The organism is Halosolutus gelatinilyticus (assembly GCF_023028105.1).
Classification (GTDB): domain Archaea; phylum Halobacteriota; class Halobacteria; order Halobacteriales; family Natrialbaceae; genus Halosolutus; species Halosolutus gelatinilyticus.
On record NZ_CP095491.1, the window covers coordinates 1104939 to 1121428 of the forward strand.

Genomic DNA, 16490 nt, shown 5'->3' on the forward strand with positions numbered 1-16490 from the left:
GCGTCAGCCGTGAGTGAAGCCGCGGTCTTCGAGGGACGCCCCGTCGAGCGTGACGCCGTCCGTCGTGACCGAGCCGATCGGCGACAGTGCGACCGGAGACGCTTCGCGAGCCGTCTCGACGTCGTCCTCGGGGATCGTACAGACGAGTTCGAAGTCCTCGCCGAACGTCGTCGCCCGATCGAGCGCCCCGTTCTCGTCGGCGGTCGTCTCGTAGACGGCGTCGTCGATCGGGACGGCGTCGGACTTGATCGCGAAGCCGCAGCCGCTGGCGTCGGCGAGCTGGTGGAGCGATCGGGCGAGGCCGTCGCTCGAATCCATCATCGCGGTCGCGGTGGGGGCGAGCGCGCGCCCGGCCATGACCCGCGGTTCGAACCGGAACAGGTCGTTCGCGCGATCGAGCGCGTCACGGTCGACGGCGGTACCATCGTCGCTCGCCGCGCGTTCGAACAGGCGGATGGCGGCCGCGCTTCGACCCAGCGTCCCGGTGACGCAGACCGCGTCGCCCGGGCTGGCACCGTCTCGGGGCACGGGATCGTCCGTTCGACCGATCGCGGTGGTCGAGACGGTGAACTCGTCGTGGCCGTCTAGATCGCCGCCGACGTACTCGGCGCCGACGCGCTCGCAGACGTCGCTAGCTCCCCGGACGAACCCGAGCAGTTCGTCGCGATCGAATTCGGGCGCGGCGTAGACGGCGACGGCGGCGACGGCCTCCGCACCCATCGCGGCGACGTCGGACAGCGAGGCCCCCACCGATCGCCAGCCGGCCGTGTACCGGCTCACTCCCTCGGGAAAGTCCGTCCGCTCGTGGAGCATGTCCGTCGTCACGACCAGGTCGTCGACGATCGCGGCGTCGTCGCCGACGGGATCGAGTTCGTCAGCCAGCAGCGCCAGCGCGGCCCGTTCGTCCATACCGATCGATTCACCCCCAGCGCAAAAAACGGCCCGAACCGATCGCGATTATCGGGTGTCGTGTCGATCGTGTGCGTCAGTCGGAGAAGCAGTGATGCGCCGAGTGAGAACGCCACGAAAGCCACACCCGTTGCGGCGTGCTCGGTCGGCCGGCCCAGGTGGGACTTTCGCGGTGTTCCTGAACCGTACGAACACCTCGCAGGCCCGATCGAGATACGATGGCCTTAAATGCCGCCGAAGGGAACCACACGCCAATGGCTACGATGTACGACGTTCCGGCGGACGACCTCATCGAGGCGCTCGCCGAGGACTTCGAGGAGCGACTCGACGAACCCGACTGGAGCGAGTTCGCCAAGACCGGCGCCGATCGCGAACTGCCCCCCGAACAGGAGAACTTCTGGGCGACCCGCGCCGCGAGCCTACTGCGCAAGGTCGCCGACCGCGGACCGATCGGCGTCGAACGCCTCTCGACCGAATACGGCGGTTCGAAGGGCGGCTCGACCCGCTACCGCGTCGCCCCCGATCGGCGCGCCGACGGCTCGAAGAACGTCATCCGGACGATCCTGCAGCAACTCGAAGAGGAAGGCCTCGTCGAGACCGCGGAGGGTGAAGGCCGCCGCGTCACCGCCGAGGGGCAGAGTCTCCTCGACGACACCGCCGGCGCCGTCCTCGAAGAACTCGACCGGCCGGAACTCGAACGCTACGCGTAGACTGCCGACGCGATCGGGTTCGGATGGAATTTACGCGCAGTGACGGTTTCGATGGTCCGTAATCATTTTCCCGCGTGCAGAAGAACACGTTAGTAGAGCTATGAGCGGTTCACCCGACGACGAACGACTCGAGGAGTTGCGACAGAAGAAGATGGAGCAACTGCAGGAACAGGCGGAGGCCCAACAGAGCGGAGAGGCCCAGGAGGCGGCCCAGCAGCAGGCCGAAGCCCAGAAGAACGCGCTGTTGCGACAGCACCTGACCGACGAGGCTCGCAAGCGGCTCAACACCGTCAAGATGAGCAAACCGCAGTTCGGCGAGCAGGTCGAGCAGCAGGTCGTCGCGCTCGCCCGATCGGGGCGCATCCAGGGCAAGATCGACGACGAAAAGATGAAACAGCTGCTGCAAGAACTCAAACCGGACTCGAAGAGCTTCGACATCAAGCGGCGCTAATGGAGCTCGGACTGCTCTACAGCGGCGGCAAGGATTCGACGCTCGCGGCCCTCCTCCTCGACGAGTTCTACGAGGTTACGCTGGTGACCGGCCACTTCGGCGTCACCGACGACTGGAAACACGCCGAGGACTCCGCCGAGACTATCGGCTTCGACTTCGAGCGGCTGCCGCTCGATCCCGACGTCGCCCGCGAGGCCGTCGATCGGATCCGCGAGAACGGGTTCCCTCGAAACGGGATCCAGCTCGTCCACCAGCACGCGCTGGAGGAGCTCGCCGCACAGGAGTTCGACGCGATCGCCGACGGCACCCGACGGGACGATCGCGTGCCGACGGTCTCGCGCGCCCAGGCCCAGAGCCTCGAGGACCGCCACGGCGTCGACTACGTCGCCCCGTTGACGGGGTTCGGTCGTGGCGCCGTCGATCGACTGGTCGACACCACCCTCGACGTGACCGTCGGACCGAGCGAGGAGCTCGATCGGGCGGATTACGAGGCCGAATTGCGGGCGCTCATCGCCGACGAGGATGGCCCCGAGACGGTGGCCGACTGCTTCCCGGCGCACGAACAGACCGTCGTCAGGGACGTCCGCTAACGAGCCGCAAAATCGACAGCGGCGAAGACGGTAATGCGAGCATTACGTTCTTTTTTCCCTGTATAAGCGCGCCATAACCAAGCCCGGGTCCGTGGAACCGGGAGGCATGAGCGAGCGCACGACGATCCGAGAGGTCTTCGCAGAGGTCGACCCCGATCCGGACGCCATCCTTGAGGCGGCGGGCGTCGATTCGCCGGTGGAACTCGTCGAAAGCGGCGGGGAACACGATCCGAGCGCGGACGACCCGTCGGCGGACGAGGATAGCGTCGACGAACTGCTCGAGGCGCTCGAAGAGGGCGACTCGAACGGAGCGCGAGACGGTGAACGCTCGACTGCAGATTCGACCGACGACCGGGTGGACGAGTCGGCGGCCGGATTCGGAGAATCGTTGGCTGGGACGGCCGACGCGATCGGCGGTCCGTCCGTAACGGTCGTCCCGGGCGACGGGGCGGTCATCGACGAAGTGCTCCGAGCCGGTTCGACGACGGACGACTCGCGGTCCGGTCGCGAACTGAGCGGCGGACCGACGGTGACGCGCGTCCCGGGCGACGAATCCGGCGGCTCCTGATCGGTCGTCCACGAGGCGTCCCGCGGTGAGAGTCCCGCAGTCGAACGACCCGGATCGAGGGCCGAACGAACCGATCGACACCGGATCTCGACTCGACGGGCGTCACGCGGGGTTGATTTGACGCGGGTCACGGATTTGACTCGATGATGGCGCGTCTCCTAAAGGAAGGATAGAAGTTCGACCTGGGCGAACGACCGTGCATGTACGAGCGGATCAAGGGCTTTCGAGACTTCTATCCGGGCGAGATGGCCGCGCGGCGGGCGACCATCGACGTGCTGGAAGACACCGCCCGTAGCTACGGCTTCCGCGAGATCGGAACGCCCGCGCTCGAACGGGCCGAGCTGTGGACCGACAAGAGCGGCGACGACATCGTCGACGAACTGTACGCGTTCGAGGACCAGGGCGGGCGCCACGTCACGTTAACCCCGGAACTGACGCCGACGGTCGCGCGGATGGTCGTCGCCAAGCAACAGGAACTGTCGAAGCCGATCAAGTGGTTCTCGACCCGGCCGTTCTGGCGCTACGAGCAGGTCCAGCAGGGTCGTCAGCGCGAGTTCTACCAGACCAACGTCGACATCTTCGGCTCGAGCGAACCCGAAGCCGACGCCGAGATCCTCGCGTGGGCGGCCGACGCCCTCACCGGACTCGGCCTGACCGAGGAGCACTTCGAGTTCCGCATCTCCCACCGGGACATCCTCGGCGGCGTCCTCGAGACGTACGAGGCCGACGTCGACGTCGACGAGGCGATCCGCGCGGTCGATAAATCCGAGAAGCTCTCGGAGACTGAGTACCACGACCTGCTCGTCGAGGCCGGCCTCACGTACGAGCAGGCGGCCGAGTTCGACGACCTCATCGCGAGCGGCGACCTCGACGCGGTCGAGGAGTTCGCGGGTACCGGTCGCGTCACCGCCGCGGTCGAAAACCTTCAGAACGTCCTCGCGGCCGCCGCGGATTTCGGCGCGCGCGAGCACTGTACGATCTCGCTCGAGACCGCCCGCGGGCTGGACTACTACACCGGCGTCGTCTTCGAGTGCTTCGACTCCACGGGCGAGGTCTCCCGATCGATCTTCGGCGGCGGCCGGTACGACGATCTGATCGAGGGGTTCGGCGGCCAGCCGACGCCCGCGGTCGGCGTCGCGCCGGGCCACGCCACGCTGTCGCTGCTCTGTCAGCGCGCCGGCGTCTGGCCCGACGAGGAACTGCGGACGGACTACTACGTGCTCCAGATCGGCGACACCCGATCGGAGGCGGCCCGGATCACGCAGGCGCTGCGCGAGCGCGGCCACGTCGTCGAGACCGACGTCGCGGGCCGCTCGTTCGGCGGCCAACTCGACTACGCCGACTCGATCAACGCCGAGACGGTCGTCATCGTCGGCGAACAGGATCTCGAGAACGACGAGGTGACGATCAAGGACATGGACTCCGGCGACCAGACCCAGATCCCCGTCGACGACTTCCCCGGCGATCGGGACCGGCCGACGTACGAGGACGTCGCGTAAGCGGCTCGCGATCGGGTGAGGTGTTCCGACACCGGTTCGCCCGTCTTCGCCGCAGAAGGCGTCGGCGAGCGGAGACCGACGGCTCGCGGCACCCGCCCGTTTGCTCGGGGCCGCGATCGAACGGACCCGAGCCTCTCGAGTGCTACCCTGATCGGTCCGCGGTCTGCGGCTGGGACTCGAGGCTGTCGCCGCCCGCGAGCCGATCGGCCTCGTCGCGACGTTCGACCGGACTGTGGCCCGTCTCGACGTAGTGGTCGATCATCGCCCGGCCGAGGTCGGTGACCTCGTCCGCACTGGCTTCTCGCTCCCAGTCGCACTCGGCACAGTATGCGATCGGCACGGCGGTGGTTTCGTACTCGACCTGTCTGAATCTATCGGTTTACATGTCGCTCGTTTTTCCGTTCGCGCAGACGATCGGTGTGATCGGCTTCGTTCGAACGAGACAGCGGGACGTATTCGGGTGTTTCCGCTGAACGCGTCGATACTACAGTCATGGAGTCCAAACGATACCGAGACGATCGGCCCCACCATTAACTACGGAGCCGGTGTACGGCATCCGATGGCCGACACGCCGAACGTCCTGCTCGTCCTCACCGATCAGGAGCGCTACGACTGCAGCGCCCCCGACGGCCCGCCGATCGAGACGCCGACGATGGATCGCCTCTCGAACGAGGGGATGCGGTTCGAACGGGCGGTGACGCCGATCAGCATCTGTACGAGCGCCCGCGCCTCGCTGTTGACCGGCCAGTACCCCCACGGCCACGGGATGTTGAACAACAGCCACGAGGCCGACGCGATCCAGGCGAACCTGCCGTCGACGATCCCGACCTTTTCCGAGGCGCTCGCGACGAGCGACGCCGGCTACGACCTCACGTACACGGGCAAGTGGCACGTCGGCCGCGACCAGACGCCCGAGGACTTCGGCTTCTCGTACCTCGGTGGGAGCGACAAACACCACGACGACATCGACGACGCGTTCCGCGAGTACCGCGAGGAGCGTGGGACGCCGATGGAGGAGGTCGAGTTCGAGGAGGCGGTCTACACCGAAGGCGAGGACGGCACCTTCGTCGCCGCGAAGACCCCCGTCGACGTCGAGGATACGCGGGCGTACTTCCTCGCGAAACGGACGATCGACGCGATCGAGGCCCACGCGAGCGGCGATCGGGAGGGGCCCTTCTTCCACCGGGCGGACTTCTACGGGCCGCACCACCCGTACGTGATCCCGGAGCCGTACGCCTCGATGTACGATCCCGACGACATCGAACAGCCGGAGAGCTACCTCGAGACGTTCGAGGGGAAACCGCAGGTCCAGGAGAACTTCGTCGACTACCGCGGCGTCCGGGCGTTCGACTGGGAGACGTGGGCCGAAGTGATCGCGAAATACTGGGGGTTCGTGACGCTGATCGACGACCAGCTAGAGCGAGTGCTCGACGCGCTCGAGGAGCACGGCCTGGCCGAGGAGACGGCCGTGGTCCACGCGTCCGATCACGGCGACTTCGTCGGCGGCCACCGCCAGTTCAACAAGGGGCCGCTGATGTACGACGACACCTATCGCATCCCGTTGCAGGTCCGCTGGCCCGGCGTCACCGAACCGGGATCGGTCTGCGAGAAGCCCGTCCACCTGCACGATCTGGCGCCGACGTTCCTCGAGATGGCCGGCGTCTCGATTCCCGACAGCTTCCACGGCCGCAGCCTCGTTCCTCTGCTCGAGGGCGACGAGCCCGCGGGCTGGCCCGACTCGACCTTCTCGGAGTACCACGGCGAGGAGTTCGGCCTCTACAGCCAGCGGATGGTCCGTACGGCCCGGTACAAGTACGTCTACAACGGGCCCGACGTCGACGAGCTGTACGACATCGATCGCGACCCCGCCGAACTCCAGAATCTGATCGACCACCCCGACTACGTCGACGCGCGCCGAAGCGTGCGGAAGCGACTCGTCGAGTGGATGTACGCGACGGACGATCCGAACCGGGCCTGGGTGCCCGATGCGCTTCGCGATGCATCGGCGAAGCGGGATTGAGACGGCCGGTCGTAGTCTCGTAGCGGCGATCGCTACGACGGATCAGAGAGGGGTCGGGTCGGATTGGAGATCCAGATAGAAGGCGACCGAGTACGTCGCGTAGAACGCACCCGCGATAGCGATCGCGACCAGATAGACGGCTGCGGCCGCGACGAGCAGCGGCAGGGTGAGTTCGGGGACGTCGACTCCGGGGAGTTGATCGGGGGCGAACGCGAACGCCGCTGCTACGCTGAGTAACCCCAAGAACGCGCCACCGACGACGAGAATAACCGTATAGCCGACCGCGCTGAGCAGATTCCGCCGGACGAGGCTCACGCTCGTTTTGAATCCGTCGACGAGACCGGTATCGCTCAGGACGATCGCGTGAGCGTAGAACTGTACGAAGAAGGACACCAGCAGGTACGCGAGGAGGACGAGGAGTCCGAACAGCGCCACCACCGCGATCGCGCCGAGGCTCGGGTCTCCATCGGCGGCGACGATGCCGACGCCGCCGATCAAAATCCCGAAAAACGCCAGTATCCCGAGAGCGAAGTTCACCGCCAGAAGCACCAGATACGCCAGCAGGAGCGAAACGTAGTTCGACTTGCCGACGCGAACGAGCGTCCCGAGAGACGTTCGGCCGGTAATCGCCTCCCTGCCCATCCCGATGATTCCGCCCTGAAAGAACGGAAGGAACACGATCAGCAGAACGGTCATCAGGAGCGAAACCGCCGTCACGAGAAGCGGATCCTGCGACTGGAGGGCCATCTGCGGAAGCTGTACCAGTCCGTACGCCCCCATAATGACCAAGAGGACGGGATTACGAACGAATCCGCGAATCGCGGGACGAAGGGAGTTCAGGGCACCCATACACATCGGTCGAACGAACAGTATATAACTCTATCAAAACGATCCCAGGCTCAGCGAGGAGCGGAAGCGTACGTTTACGGGATCGAAGCGACTACGGTCCCGTATGATCGGCGACGCCGTCGAACGGGGGACGAACAGATGACCGGAAGCGGATCGAACGACCGACCGGATTCGGCCGAACTTCGCGAGACAGCGGCCGAGAACGAAGAGATCGCCGACGCGCTCCAGGATCTCCGCGAGGAGGTCGTGGACGAACCGATCGGGGACACCCGGCTGGCGGATCTGTACGGGGAAGCGGCCACCAGCCGACCCGACATCTGGAACACCGTCACCGCGTTCATCGACGTCGAGGACGGCGAGGCGATCGTCACGGACGAGAGCAAACTGGCGGAGGGCAAGTGGGCCCCCGAGATCGTCGAGGGCTGCGACGCGATGCTCACCGTCGACGTCGGGCGGATGTCCCTCGACCAGTTCGCGGCGGTCGTCGACCGAAAGCTCGCGGGGACGATCGACGACCTCCGCGAGGAGGCGGCACAACTGCGATCGGAAGCCGAGGAACTCGAATCGGAAGCCGACGGGACGGAATCGGACGACTGAGGGACGGGAGAACCGAGAACCGTCGGTCACTCGATCGCGAGCGGTTCCCGTACGAATCGGCCGTCCGTCTCCGGGTTCGCTCCCCGTTCGTCGGCCCCCGTTCGCCAGCGCCAGGAACCGATTTCGAACGGCTCCAGCGAGACGATCGCGTACGACCGATCGGGCCACGTCGCCCGCGCCGCGTCGGTCGCGCTCGGTCGCGGCGGGCCGCGAGGGTGGGAGTGATAGAAGCCGACGATCTGCTCGCCGCGACCTTCCAGGCGTTCGAAGATCGCGAGCTGCGCCTCGGGATCGATCCGGTAGCGCGTCCGGGGCGTCTCGGCGACGTTTTCGGCGGGATACTGCGATCGAACGCGGCTCCAGTCGTCGGGTGCGTACTCGCCGCCGAGCACCCCGCAGATCTCCTCGGGGCTGCCCTCGCGGGCGCGGTCGACGATCGCGTCGCGAACCGACGCCGGAAGGATGAGCGCGGTCACGGATTCGAGTCGACCTCGACCCCCGCGTCGGCGGGATTCTTGTGCGGCTCCAGTTCGTCGAACGGAACCGCGACGTCCAGATCGGGGGCGTCGAACCGATCGGGGTGGACGATTCCCGCGATCGCTTCGAGGGTGTCGACGAGCCGCGGGCCGGGCCGGTTGAGGTAGTGGTGGCCGTCGAGCGCCCAGACGCGCCCCTCCTGAACTGCCGTAAGGTCGTCCCAGCCCTCGCGATCGGTGAGGTCCGATCGATTCGCGGCGATCTGATCGAGCCCGAACCCGCAGGGGCCGACGATCGCGATCTCGGGATCGTACTCGCGGATCGCGTCCCATTCGCGGGGACGCGATCGATCGCCGACATCGGCCAGGCCGTACTCGCCGCCGGTCCAGCCGACCAGTTCGGCGGTCCAGTGGCCCGCGACCATGACCGGATTGGTCCAGTCGAAGATGACGACTCGGGGGCGATCGGCAGTGTCGATATCAGCTGTTCGCGCCCGAACATCGTCGATTCGGGACTCGAGTTCCAGTCGGACTTCGCGGGCGCGGTTTTCGCGCCCGGTCGCCCGGCCGAGCCGATCGAGGTCGTCGAACACGTCCGCCACCGTGTGCGGATCGGTCGTGAGAACCTCCGGGTCGACGTCATCGTCGGACTGCGTCCGACTGCTCGAGGCGCGTCGAGCCTCGTTGGCCTCGTCGATCGCATCGGCGACGACGACCTCGTCGACCGCGCAGACGTCGCACATCCCTTGCGTGACGATCAGATCCGGGTCGAGATCGGCGAGAGTCTCGGTGTCGACGTCGTAGACGCCGCTCTCGGTCTCGGCGGTTTCGAGCACCTGTCGATCGATCTCGGCGCTCGAGGCGCGACACGCCTCGCTGATCCGGGAGCGCGTGATCGAGGGCAGCGACTCGACGCCGGGCGGGTAGTCGCACTCGTGGGAGACCCCGACGGGGTCGATGCCCAGCGCGGCGACGAGTTCGGTCGCCGAGGGGAGCGTCGTGACGATTCGCATACCCGCACTACGAACGGGAGTACCAAAAGGAGCAACGTCGATCGCCCTCGATCGCGATCGATCGAGAGCCGACCCGGCGACGATCGCGCGGACGGGCGCCGACGAGCGTCAGGCGCTTCCCATCGGATCGTCGTCCGGCGTTTCGTCGGACTCCGACTCCTCGTCGGTGCGCTCGAACTCGTTCGCGTCGTCTTCCTCGTCGAGTTCCGCCCTCGTCTCGTCGTCCTCATCTTCGCCGTCGATCTCGTGGTCGTCGAGTTCGTCCGATTCGGCCGCGGTCTCGGATACGCCCTCGTCGACGTCGATTTCGGTCACCGATCGGGAGCCGACACCGGCGTCGGACCCGACGCTCGACTCGGACGGCGTCTCGTCGACGTCGAACGCGTCGGTTTCGAGTTCCTCGCCGTCGGCGGTGATCGACCCCTCGGTGATCTCGATCGTGACGCCGTCTCGCTCCGGTTCGCGGCCGACGAGTCGGTTGCTCGCCGTCTCGACCTCCTGGTTGACCGCCCAGACGAACCGCAGGACCGTCTCCAGTTCGGTGCCGGCCTGGCGGATCGTTCGATCGCCGGAGAGTTCGCCCAGGCTCTGGGCGCCCTCGGGGTGGAGGTATTGGATGGGGTGGTCGTTCGGCAGCTCCCGCAGGTCGACGTCGAACGACCAGAGGTACGGAAGCAGCTGGACCGCGTACCCCTGCGGTTTCGGCGCTCGCCGTCCGGCGACGGTCAACGCGATGCTCACCGCGGGCGATTCCGCGTCGGTGTCGAAGTACAGGCCCTTGAAGCCCGGAATCGAGATTCGCATACGCGACCAGTCGCACTCACCGCGGGTGAGTCCACAGTCGGCACATTCAGCCTCGTTTTATGCGATCCGCCGACCGGCCGCCGGCTCGCGTCACCGCGATCGGGTCCACCGCCGAACGAACGCCCCCCGGAGCTCCGCCGCGGGGAGAGCGAGCGGTCGACGCGGAGCGCGTACGCGTTCGTCCGGAGATCGGCGATCCGATCGACCGGATCGCGGCGCGGATACTATCGCCACGGTATATATCGTCCCCGCCGCAAAAAGCGATATGAACGCGATCGATCGGATTCTCCACCGGGTTTTCGGTCGGCCGTCCGGACTCGCCGGACGACTCGGCGGGCGGCTGATGGCCCGGATGAACGCCGAGACGGCGCAGCAGGTGATCGACGCGCTCGGGCTCTCGCCGACCGACGCCGTGCTCGAAGTCGGGTTCGGGCCGGGAATCGGAATCGAGTACGCCGCCGAAATCGTCACCGACGGCCGCGTCGCGGGCGTCGATTACTCCAGCGCGATGGTCGAGCAGGCCACCCGGCGGAACGAGGCCGCGATCGACGCCGGTCGCGTCGACCTCCACTACGGCACGGTCGAACAGCTGCCGTTCGCGGACGGGACCTTCGAGGCGGCGTTCTCGATCAACTCGATACACGCCTGGCCCGATCCCGCGGACGGCCTCCGCGAGATACGCCGCACGTTACGGCCCGGCGGCACGATCGCGATCGCGGTCACGCAGCATTCGACGTGGCCGGCGAACGATCCCGAAGCGCTGCTCCGCGAGGCCGGGTTTACGGCCGTCGAGCGGCGGGAGTGGGACGACGCGACGTGCGTTTTCGGTCGCGTTCCGAACGACGGGAGCGACGAGTAGCCGGAGCGATCCCGCCGCGCCTCGCCGATTCCTCGGTATTCGATCGCCGGCGACGTCGGTCGAACGGGTTTCGTCGCCGGTTGTCCGCGGCCGTCAGAAGGTGTCCGCGAACTTGTCCCGCCGGTAGAGGTCGAGTTCGCTCACGCCCGAGCCCTCGCGCGAGGCGGCGAAGACGATCGCGTCGGCGATCTCCTCGGGGTCGGTGGCCTCGTCCGCGTCGAAGGCCTCCTCGAACGGCGTCCCGTCGGCCGTCTCGAACTCCGTCCGGACCTCGGAGGGGTTGACGACGGTGACGCCGACGCCGTCGTCGCCCACCTGGGCTGCAACGCTCTTGGCGAAGCCCCGGACCCACCACTTCGAGGCGGCGTAGACAGGGTTGTACGATCGCGGGTAGTGGCCCGCGAAGCTGCCGACGAAGAGCAGGTGGCCCGATCGATCGCGGACGTGGGGGATCGCCGCCCGGGTCGCGTAAAAGACGCCGTCGACGTTCGTCCCCTGCATCGTCTCGTACTCCTCGGTCGTCATCTCCTCGACGTCGCTGCCCCGCGAGAGGCCCGCGTTGTTCACCAACACGTCGATCCCGCCGAAGGTCTCGACCGCCTCGGCGATCAGGTCGTCGATCGCATCCTCGTCGCGTACGTCGGTCGGCGCGACCAGCGTCTCGACGCCGTGGTTCGCCTCGAGATCGTCGGCGAGTTCGGTCAGTCGATCCTCGCTTCGAGACGCGAGGACGACGGTCGCGCCGTCGGCCGCGAGCGCCCGGCAGGTCGCCGCGCCGATGCCGGAACTCGCGCCGGTGACGATCGCCACCTGCCCCTCGAGTCGCGCTTCTGGTGCCATGTGACAGCTGTCGACGACGAGGACGTTGGCTGTTTCGAAGGCGGAGATTCCTCGCGGTCCCTCGAGCGGAGACGGGAAAAACGGCGGGCCTCGTCGGGATCAGTAGTCGTCGAGGTCGTACAGCGCACCGTACTTCGACTCGACGTACGCGAGGAAGTGGTCCGCGGTGAACTCCTCGCCGGTGGCCCGCTCGATCAGTTCGGGCGTCGTGTACCGCTTGCCGTGTCGGTGGACGTTCTCGCGGAGCCAGCCGTTCAGGTCGTCGAACTCGCCCTCGCGGATGCGATCGTCGAGGTCGCCGATGTCGTCCTCCGCGGCGGCGTAGAGTTGGGCCGCGAGCACCGACCCGAGCGAGTACGTCGGGAAGTAGCCGAAGCTGCCGTGGGACCAGTGGATGTCCTGCAGGCAGCCCTCGGCGTCCGTCTCGGGGCGGACGCCCAGGTACTCTTCGTACTTGTCGTTCCAGACCTCGGGGACGTCCTCGACCGCAAGATCGCCCGAGATGAGGTCGCGTTCGATCTCGAAGCGGATCACGATGTGGAGGTGGTAGGTGAGTTCGTCCGCCTCGACGCGGATGAGGTTGTCGTCGTAGACCTGGTTCGCGGCCTCGTAGGCCTCCTCGGGGTTGACGTCCTCGAGCCCCGGAAAGCGCTCGCGGGCGATCGGCAGGAAGTGCTCCCAGAACGGGCGCGATCGGCCGACGTGGTTCTCCCAGAGGCGCGACTGCGATTCGTGGACGGAGAGATCGCGGGACTCGCCCAGCGGCGTCCCGTAGCCGTCGTCCGGGAGGCCGAGGGTGTAGTTCGCGTGACCGAACTCGTGGATCGTCGAGGTGATCGAGCCGAGCAGGTCGTCCTCCTCGAAGCGGGTGGTCACGCGGGCGTCGAACTGCGTTCCGGAGGAGAACGGGTGCGGCGCGGTGTCGAGGCGGCCGCGAGACCAGTCGTAGCCCAGCGAGTCGAGCACGTCGCGGGCGAGAGCCTCCTGGTCGTCGTCCTCGAACTCGCCGGCGAAGGCGTCGGTCTCGAGGTCGGCGTCGGACTCGTCGATCGCCTCGATCAGCGGGACGAGTTCGTCGCGCAGGCGTTCGAGCACGCGCTCGGCGGTCTCCAGGTCGAGGTACGGCTCGTAGCCCGCGAAGAGCACCTCGTACGGGTCGGCGTCGGGGTCGATGTGTTCGGCGTAGTCGCGCTTGAGTTCGACCAGTTTCTCCAGCGTCGGCGCGAACGTCTCGAAGTCGTCGTTCTCCTTCGCCTCCTTCCACGTGGGGTGGGCGTTCGCGGTCGTCGCGGAGATCTCCTCGACGAGTTCCCCGGGGACGCTCGTCTCGCGATCGTACTGCCGGCGGACCTCGCGGACGACCGCGGCCTGCTCGTCGGTGAGATCGCTCCCTTCCAGTTCGTCGAGCAGCGCACCGGTCTCGTCGGCGGTCAGGATCTCGTGGTTGATCGACGAGAGCGTCGACAGCTGCTGTGCGCGGGCTGGCGTCCCCTCGTCGGGCATCACGACCTCCTGATCCCACTGGAGGATGCCGGCGGCGGTGCCGACGTTCGTGATGCGCCTCACTCGGTCCTCGAACTCCTCGTAGGTGTCCCCAGTCCCCTCACTCTGGGCCTGATCGGTTGCCATGGGCGTGTGGTGTACGAGGAACGGTATCAACCTCGTGGTTTTCGGAGCGATCGCGGAAGGACTGACGATCGGATCGAATGCAGTCCGTTTCTCGATCGGGGTGGCGGCCGGACGCGAAGTCCCGTGACGGCGGGTCGATCGACGGCCGAGAGAACGCAGCCGGACGCGAGCCTGGAGGACGCACCCTTCCGCGGACCGTCCGCGACGCCCAGGTGAGGGACGGCGCTGCGATAGCCCCTCGAAGAATGGGATTTCCGGACGCTCGGCGAACGCGCCGACGAGGCCGAGCGGGTCGTCCGTCGGCATCACCCGGTGATCGTCGTTCACCGGATGACTATATCGTGCTACATGGTGGCATACATCACGGAGTTCACCAATGAAACGAGACTGGTCCATCACGGGCGATTACGTCGAAGCGTGCAACTGTGACGCGGTTTGCCAGTGCCTCTGGTTCGAACCGCCCGACGACGACCGCTGTGCGGTGTCGATCGTGTGGCGCATCGCGGACGGCCGGTACGGGGACGTCGGTCTGAGTGGCCTCCACGCGGCGCTGCTCATCCGCAGCGAGGACGGCGTCATGCTGGACCCGGACACCGGGTGGCACGTGGTCCTTCTCGTCGACGAGGCGGCGGACGACGAGCAGCGGGCCGCGATCGAAGACATCTACCTGGGTCGGGCCGGCGGCGTCTTCGCGGTCGCCGCCGAGACCCACGTCGAACGCGCCGAAGTCGCGACCGCCCCGTTCTCGTTCACCCGGGACGGCGCGGATTTCGCGGTCGAAATCGGCGACGTCGTCACCATGGACGTGGTCGGGAAACGCGGCTTCAACGAGGAGCTCGGCACGGTCGCGCCGCATCCGTTCACGAAGAGCCGAGAGATGACGACCGGCAAGTCCACCACCGCCACCGTCTCCTACGACGACGAGTTCGCGTGGGACGTCTCGGAGAACAACGCGTTCCTCTGTGACTTCGAACTGGCGAACGCCTGACGCCAGCGGGCACTCCGATCGATCGGCCATGGTCACGCGCGACTCGTTCCGGGAGCGACTCGATCGCCGCCGCCTCCCAGCCGTCGCGCTCGTCGCGTACGTACTCGCGCTGCTCGCGTGGGTGGCGATCGTCGGCCGCTGGCTCCCGATGCCGGACGGACCGACGGGTATGCGGATGTCCGACCCCGGCGTTCCGGAGGCGATGGCGCTCTCGAACGGGGCGACCGGCGTCGGGCTCTACCTGCTCGTGTGGGGCGCGATGATGGTCGCGATGATGTACCCGTCGTCGGTGCCGTTCTTCCGGCTGTACTACCGGACGCTCGACGGGACGTCGACCGCGGGCAAGGCCGCGCGGATTGGGGCGGTGATGGGGACGTACGCGATCGTGTGGACGCTCACGGGTCTCGTGCCGCTCCTGGTCAATTCGGTGGTGTCGATCGCGACCCTCGCGCACGCCCACGGCGACCTTCTCTGGGGCGGAACCCTACTGCTCCTGTCGGGCTACCAGCTGTCGCCGTACAAGTACCGCTGTCTCCGGTACTGCCGGTCGCCGATCGGGTTCCTGCTGGGACACCACCGACCGGGGGTCCGCGGGGCCGTCGAGATGACCTGGGCGTACAGCGTCTTCTGCGTCGGGTGCTGCTGGGCGCTGTTCGCGTTCATGGTGGTCGTGGGGTCGATGAACGTCGTCTGGATGGCGCTCATCGCGGCGGTCCTGTCGCTCGAACGGACCGTCGGCTGGGGCGAACGGCTGGCGCGAGCGATCGGCCTCGTCGCCGGACTCGGCGGGAGTGTTCTCGTTGCGATCGCGCTGGTGTAATATAGTGACACGGCCGCTTCATCCGGCGGTGCGATCGGCGCGATCGAGGGATACTGGACAGCAGCGCATCCCACGTGGAACGGCGACCATCCACGACCGTTCACAGCGCGCAGTACCACTCCGGCCAGAGATCGACGATCTAGTCGCCGCGGGTAGTATTGGTACTGTCGGTGGTCACGTTGCCGCCGTTTCCGCCGGTGGCAGCCGCGTCTCGCTGATCTGTCCACCAGGTATCCGCCTCGAGAAGCTGATTTTCGATTTCCTCTTCGACGGGGCCGAACTCGACCGTGACCAACTTCGGATCGCCCTCGAACAGCGTCCACTCCGGGCTCATCTCGTATACCTGGGGCCGGTTCCGGTCGTCATCGTCCACGACGAATCCGAGGTCGTCGTCGTACCGCCCGAGTTCGGCGTCGCTAGCGACGAACAACTGGACGTGTTCGCCGGTGTTAAACCACCGAATCGTGCGCGTGTTGTAGTCCGTGAACCAGCTACCGTCGATTCCGCCGTAATTGGGGTTCCAGTCGATGACTCCCGAGACGAACGAGAACCGCGCCTCCGGTCGGAAGTCGTTCTGGAAGATCGATGCTTTCCGCGTTCCTGCGCCGAGATCTTCGCCGATGTCATCATCGTCATCGTCGTCCTGTGCGCTCGCGACGCCGGACGCGGCGCTCACGCCGACGGTCGCGATGGCGCTCTTCTCGAGGAACGATCGGCGTGATTCGGTGCTCGCGAGTCTATCAATCAGGCGTTCGTTATTATCAGTCATCGTCTTTTCGCCCCGCGGGTGTCTCAAACCGGACCGGAAGCCGAGAAAAGGAGGGTGTTCGTTCACGGCCGTAATCACCCACTGGCACCGCTATTTTCG

At 66.8% G+C, this 16490-nt stretch carries 19 protein-coding genes; 10 read left to right on the forward strand and 9 right to left on the reverse strand.

What is annotated here, in order from left to right:
- Positions 1-3: 3 nt before the first annotated feature.
- The gene (gene thiL / locus MUH00_RS05650) at positions 4-909 is read right to left on the reverse strand and encodes a thiamine-phosphate kinase (RefSeq protein ID WP_247002891.1); all 906 of its coding nucleotides are present in this window, start codon (positions 907-909) and stop codon (positions 4-6) included.
- A gap of 254 nt (positions 910-1163) precedes the next feature.
- On the opposite strand from thiL, the gene MUH00_RS05655 reads away from it, so the two are divergent.
- The 5 genes from MUH00_RS05655 to hisS all read left to right on the forward strand — a co-directional run bounded on the left by MUH00_RS05655 (position 1164) and on the right by hisS (position 4727).
- Positions 1164-1619 carry a 30S ribosomal protein S19e gene (locus tag MUH00_RS05655; protein WP_247002893.1) on the forward strand — a complete coding sequence of 152 codons (456 nt, stop codon included), beginning with the start codon at positions 1164-1166 and terminating at the stop codon, positions 1617-1619.
- Positions 1620-1719: 100 nt separating this feature from the next.
- Positions 1720-2070 carry a DNA-binding protein gene (locus MUH00_RS05660; protein ID WP_247002895.1) on the forward strand — a complete coding sequence of 117 codons (351 nt, stop codon included), beginning with the start codon at positions 1720-1722 and terminating at the stop codon, positions 2068-2070.
- A complete protein-coding gene (locus MUH00_RS05665) occupies positions 2070-2660 on the forward strand; it encodes a DUF7411 family protein (RefSeq protein ID WP_247002897.1) in 591 nt (196 codons plus the stop codon). Before MUH00_RS05660 ends, MUH00_RS05665 begins: the two co-directional genes overlap by 1 nt.
- 106 nt (positions 2661-2766) lie before the next feature.
- Positions 2767-3228: a hypothetical protein gene (locus tag MUH00_RS05670; RefSeq protein WP_247002899.1), complete on the forward strand. Its 462-nt coding sequence runs from the start codon at positions 2767-2769 to the stop codon at positions 3226-3228.
- A gap of 200 nt (positions 3229-3428) precedes the next feature.
- Entirely contained in the window at positions 3429-4727 is a 1299-nt protein-coding gene (hisS, locus tag MUH00_RS05675; protein WP_247002900.1) for a histidine--tRNA ligase, read from the forward strand.
- A 142-nt stretch (positions 4728-4869) separates the two neighbouring features.
- Here the strand turns inward: hisS and MUH00_RS05680 are convergent, their stop codons facing one another.
- Positions 4870-5067, reverse strand: coding sequence for a hypothetical protein (locus tag MUH00_RS05680; RefSeq protein WP_247002901.1), 198 nt, complete (start codon positions 5065-5067; stop codon positions 4870-4872).
- A gap of 219 nt (positions 5068-5286) precedes the next feature.
- On the opposite strand from MUH00_RS05680, the gene MUH00_RS05685 reads away from it, so the two are divergent.
- Positions 5287-6747 carry a sulfatase family protein gene (locus MUH00_RS05685; protein WP_247002902.1) on the forward strand — a complete coding sequence of 487 codons (1461 nt, stop codon included), beginning with the start codon at positions 5287-5289 and terminating at the stop codon, positions 6745-6747.
- Between the two features lie 42 nt (positions 6748-6789).
- On the opposite strand, the gene MUH00_RS05690 is transcribed toward MUH00_RS05685, so the two are convergent.
- Positions 6790-7596 carry a DUF7847 domain-containing protein gene (locus MUH00_RS05690; RefSeq protein ID WP_247002903.1) on the reverse strand — a complete coding sequence of 269 codons (807 nt, stop codon included), beginning with the start codon at positions 7594-7596 and terminating at the stop codon, positions 6790-6792.
- 138 nt (positions 7597-7734) lie between these two features.
- Between MUH00_RS05690 and MUH00_RS05695 the strand changes: the two genes are divergently transcribed.
- Positions 7735-8193: a hypothetical protein gene (locus MUH00_RS05695; RefSeq protein ID WP_247002905.1), complete on the forward strand. Its 459-nt coding sequence runs from the start codon at positions 7735-7737 to the stop codon at positions 8191-8193.
- A 26-nt stretch (positions 8194-8219) separates the two neighbouring features.
- On the opposite strand, the gene MUH00_RS05700 is transcribed toward MUH00_RS05695, so the two are convergent.
- From MUH00_RS05700 to MUH00_RS05710, 3 genes are all read right to left on the reverse strand, one after another.
- On the reverse strand, positions 8220-8669 hold the full coding sequence (locus MUH00_RS05700) for a desampylase (protein ID WP_247002906.1): 450 nt from the start codon (positions 8667-8669) through the stop codon (positions 8220-8222).
- A complete protein-coding gene (locus tag MUH00_RS05705) occupies positions 8666-9682 on the reverse strand; it encodes an ABC transporter substrate-binding protein (protein WP_247002908.1) in 1017 nt (338 codons plus the stop codon). The genes MUH00_RS05700 and MUH00_RS05705 overlap by 4 nt, the downstream gene beginning before the upstream one ends.
- A 108-nt stretch (positions 9683-9790) precedes the next feature.
- Positions 9791-10486: a hypothetical protein gene (locus tag MUH00_RS05710; protein WP_247002910.1), complete on the reverse strand. Its 696-nt coding sequence runs from the start codon at positions 10484-10486 to the stop codon at positions 9791-9793.
- 265 nt (positions 10487-10751) lie between these two features.
- Here MUH00_RS05710 and MUH00_RS05715 point away from each other — a divergent pair, with 265 nt between their 5' ends.
- A complete protein-coding gene (locus MUH00_RS05715; protein ID WP_247002912.1) occupies positions 10752-11345 on the forward strand; it encodes a class I SAM-dependent methyltransferase in 594 nt (197 codons plus the stop codon).
- A 93-nt stretch (positions 11346-11438) separates the two neighbouring features.
- Here MUH00_RS05715 and MUH00_RS05720 read toward each other — a convergent pair whose 3' ends face one another.
- The gene (locus MUH00_RS05720; RefSeq protein ID WP_247002914.1) at positions 11439-12185 is read right to left on the reverse strand and encodes an SDR family oxidoreductase; all 747 of its coding nucleotides are present in this window, start codon (positions 12183-12185) and stop codon (positions 11439-11441) included.
- 99 nt (positions 12186-12284) lie between these two features.
- Positions 12285-13814: a carboxypeptidase M32 gene (locus tag MUH00_RS05725; protein ID WP_247002916.1), complete on the reverse strand. Its 1530-nt coding sequence runs from the start codon at positions 13812-13814 to the stop codon at positions 12285-12287.
- 376 nt (positions 13815-14190) lie between these two features.
- On the opposite strand from MUH00_RS05725, the gene MUH00_RS05730 reads away from it, so the two are divergent.
- Positions 14191-14802, forward strand: a complete 612-nt coding sequence (locus MUH00_RS05730) for a DUF1326 domain-containing protein (protein WP_247002918.1) — start codon at positions 14191-14193, stop codon at positions 14800-14802.
- A gap of 28 nt (positions 14803-14830) precedes the next feature.
- Complete coding sequence (locus tag MUH00_RS05735) at positions 14831-15622, forward strand: DUF2182 domain-containing protein (RefSeq protein ID WP_247002920.1); 792 nt, start codon at positions 14831-14833, stop codon at positions 15620-15622.
- Between the two features lie 139 nt (positions 15623-15761).
- Here the strand turns inward: MUH00_RS05735 and MUH00_RS05740 are convergent, their stop codons facing one another.
- Positions 15762-16391 carry a hypothetical protein gene (locus tag MUH00_RS05740; RefSeq protein WP_247002922.1) on the reverse strand — a complete coding sequence of 210 codons (630 nt, stop codon included), beginning with the start codon at positions 16389-16391 and terminating at the stop codon, positions 15762-15764.
- Between the last annotated feature and the right edge of the window lie 99 nt (positions 16392-16490).

Bases quoted from the DNA above. Each gene is read 5' to 3' on its own strand.
- thiL (WP_247002891.1), bottom strand. From the start codon at position 909: ATGGACGAACGGGCCGCGCTGGCGCTGCTGGCTGACGAACTCGATCCC.
- MUH00_RS05655 (WP_247002893.1), top strand. From the start codon at position 1,164: ATGGCTACGATGTACGACGTTCCGGCGGACGACCTCATCGAGGCGCTC.
- MUH00_RS05660 (WP_247002895.1), top strand. From the start codon at position 1,720: ATGAGCGGTTCACCCGACGACGAACGACTCGAGGAGTTGCGACAGAAG.
- MUH00_RS05665 (WP_247002897.1), top strand. From the start codon at position 2,070: ATGGAGCTCGGACTGCTCTACAGCGGCGGCAAGGATTCGACGCTCGCG.
- MUH00_RS05670 (WP_247002899.1), top strand. From the start codon at position 2,767: ATGAGCGAGCGCACGACGATCCGAGAGGTCTTCGCAGAGGTCGACCCC.
- hisS (WP_247002900.1), top strand. From the start codon at position 3,429: ATGTACGAGCGGATCAAGGGCTTTCGAGACTTCTATCCGGGCGAGATG.
- MUH00_RS05685 (WP_247002902.1), top strand. From the start codon at position 5,287: ATGGCCGACACGCCGAACGTCCTGCTCGTCCTCACCGATCAGGAGCGC.
- MUH00_RS05690 (WP_247002903.1), bottom strand. From the start codon at position 7,596: ATGGGTGCCCTGAACTCCCTTCGTCCCGCGATTCGCGGATTCGTTCGT.
- MUH00_RS05695 (WP_247002905.1), top strand. From the start codon at position 7,735: ATGACCGGAAGCGGATCGAACGACCGACCGGATTCGGCCGAACTTCGC.
- MUH00_RS05705 (WP_247002908.1), bottom strand. From the start codon at position 9,682: ATGCGAATCGTCACGACGCTCCCCTCGGCGACCGAACTCGTCGCCGCG.
- MUH00_RS05710 (WP_247002910.1), bottom strand. From the start codon at position 10,486: ATGCGAATCTCGATTCCGGGCTTCAAGGGCCTGTACTTCGACACCGAC.
- MUH00_RS05715 (WP_247002912.1), top strand. From the start codon at position 10,752: ATGAACGCGATCGATCGGATTCTCCACCGGGTTTTCGGTCGGCCGTCC.
- MUH00_RS05720 (WP_247002914.1), bottom strand. From the start codon at position 12,185: ATGGCACCAGAAGCGCGACTCGAGGGGCAGGTGGCGATCGTCACCGGC.
- MUH00_RS05725 (WP_247002916.1), bottom strand. From the start codon at position 13,814: ATGGCAACCGATCAGGCCCAGAGTGAGGGGACTGGGGACACCTACGAG.
- MUH00_RS05730 (WP_247002918.1), top strand. From the start codon at position 14,191: ATGAAACGAGACTGGTCCATCACGGGCGATTACGTCGAAGCGTGCAAC.
- MUH00_RS05735 (WP_247002920.1), top strand. From the start codon at position 14,831: ATGGTCACGCGCGACTCGTTCCGGGAGCGACTCGATCGCCGCCGCCTC.
- MUH00_RS05740 (WP_247002922.1), bottom strand. From the start codon at position 16,391: ATGACTGATAATAACGAACGCCTGATTGATAGACTCGCGAGCACCGAA.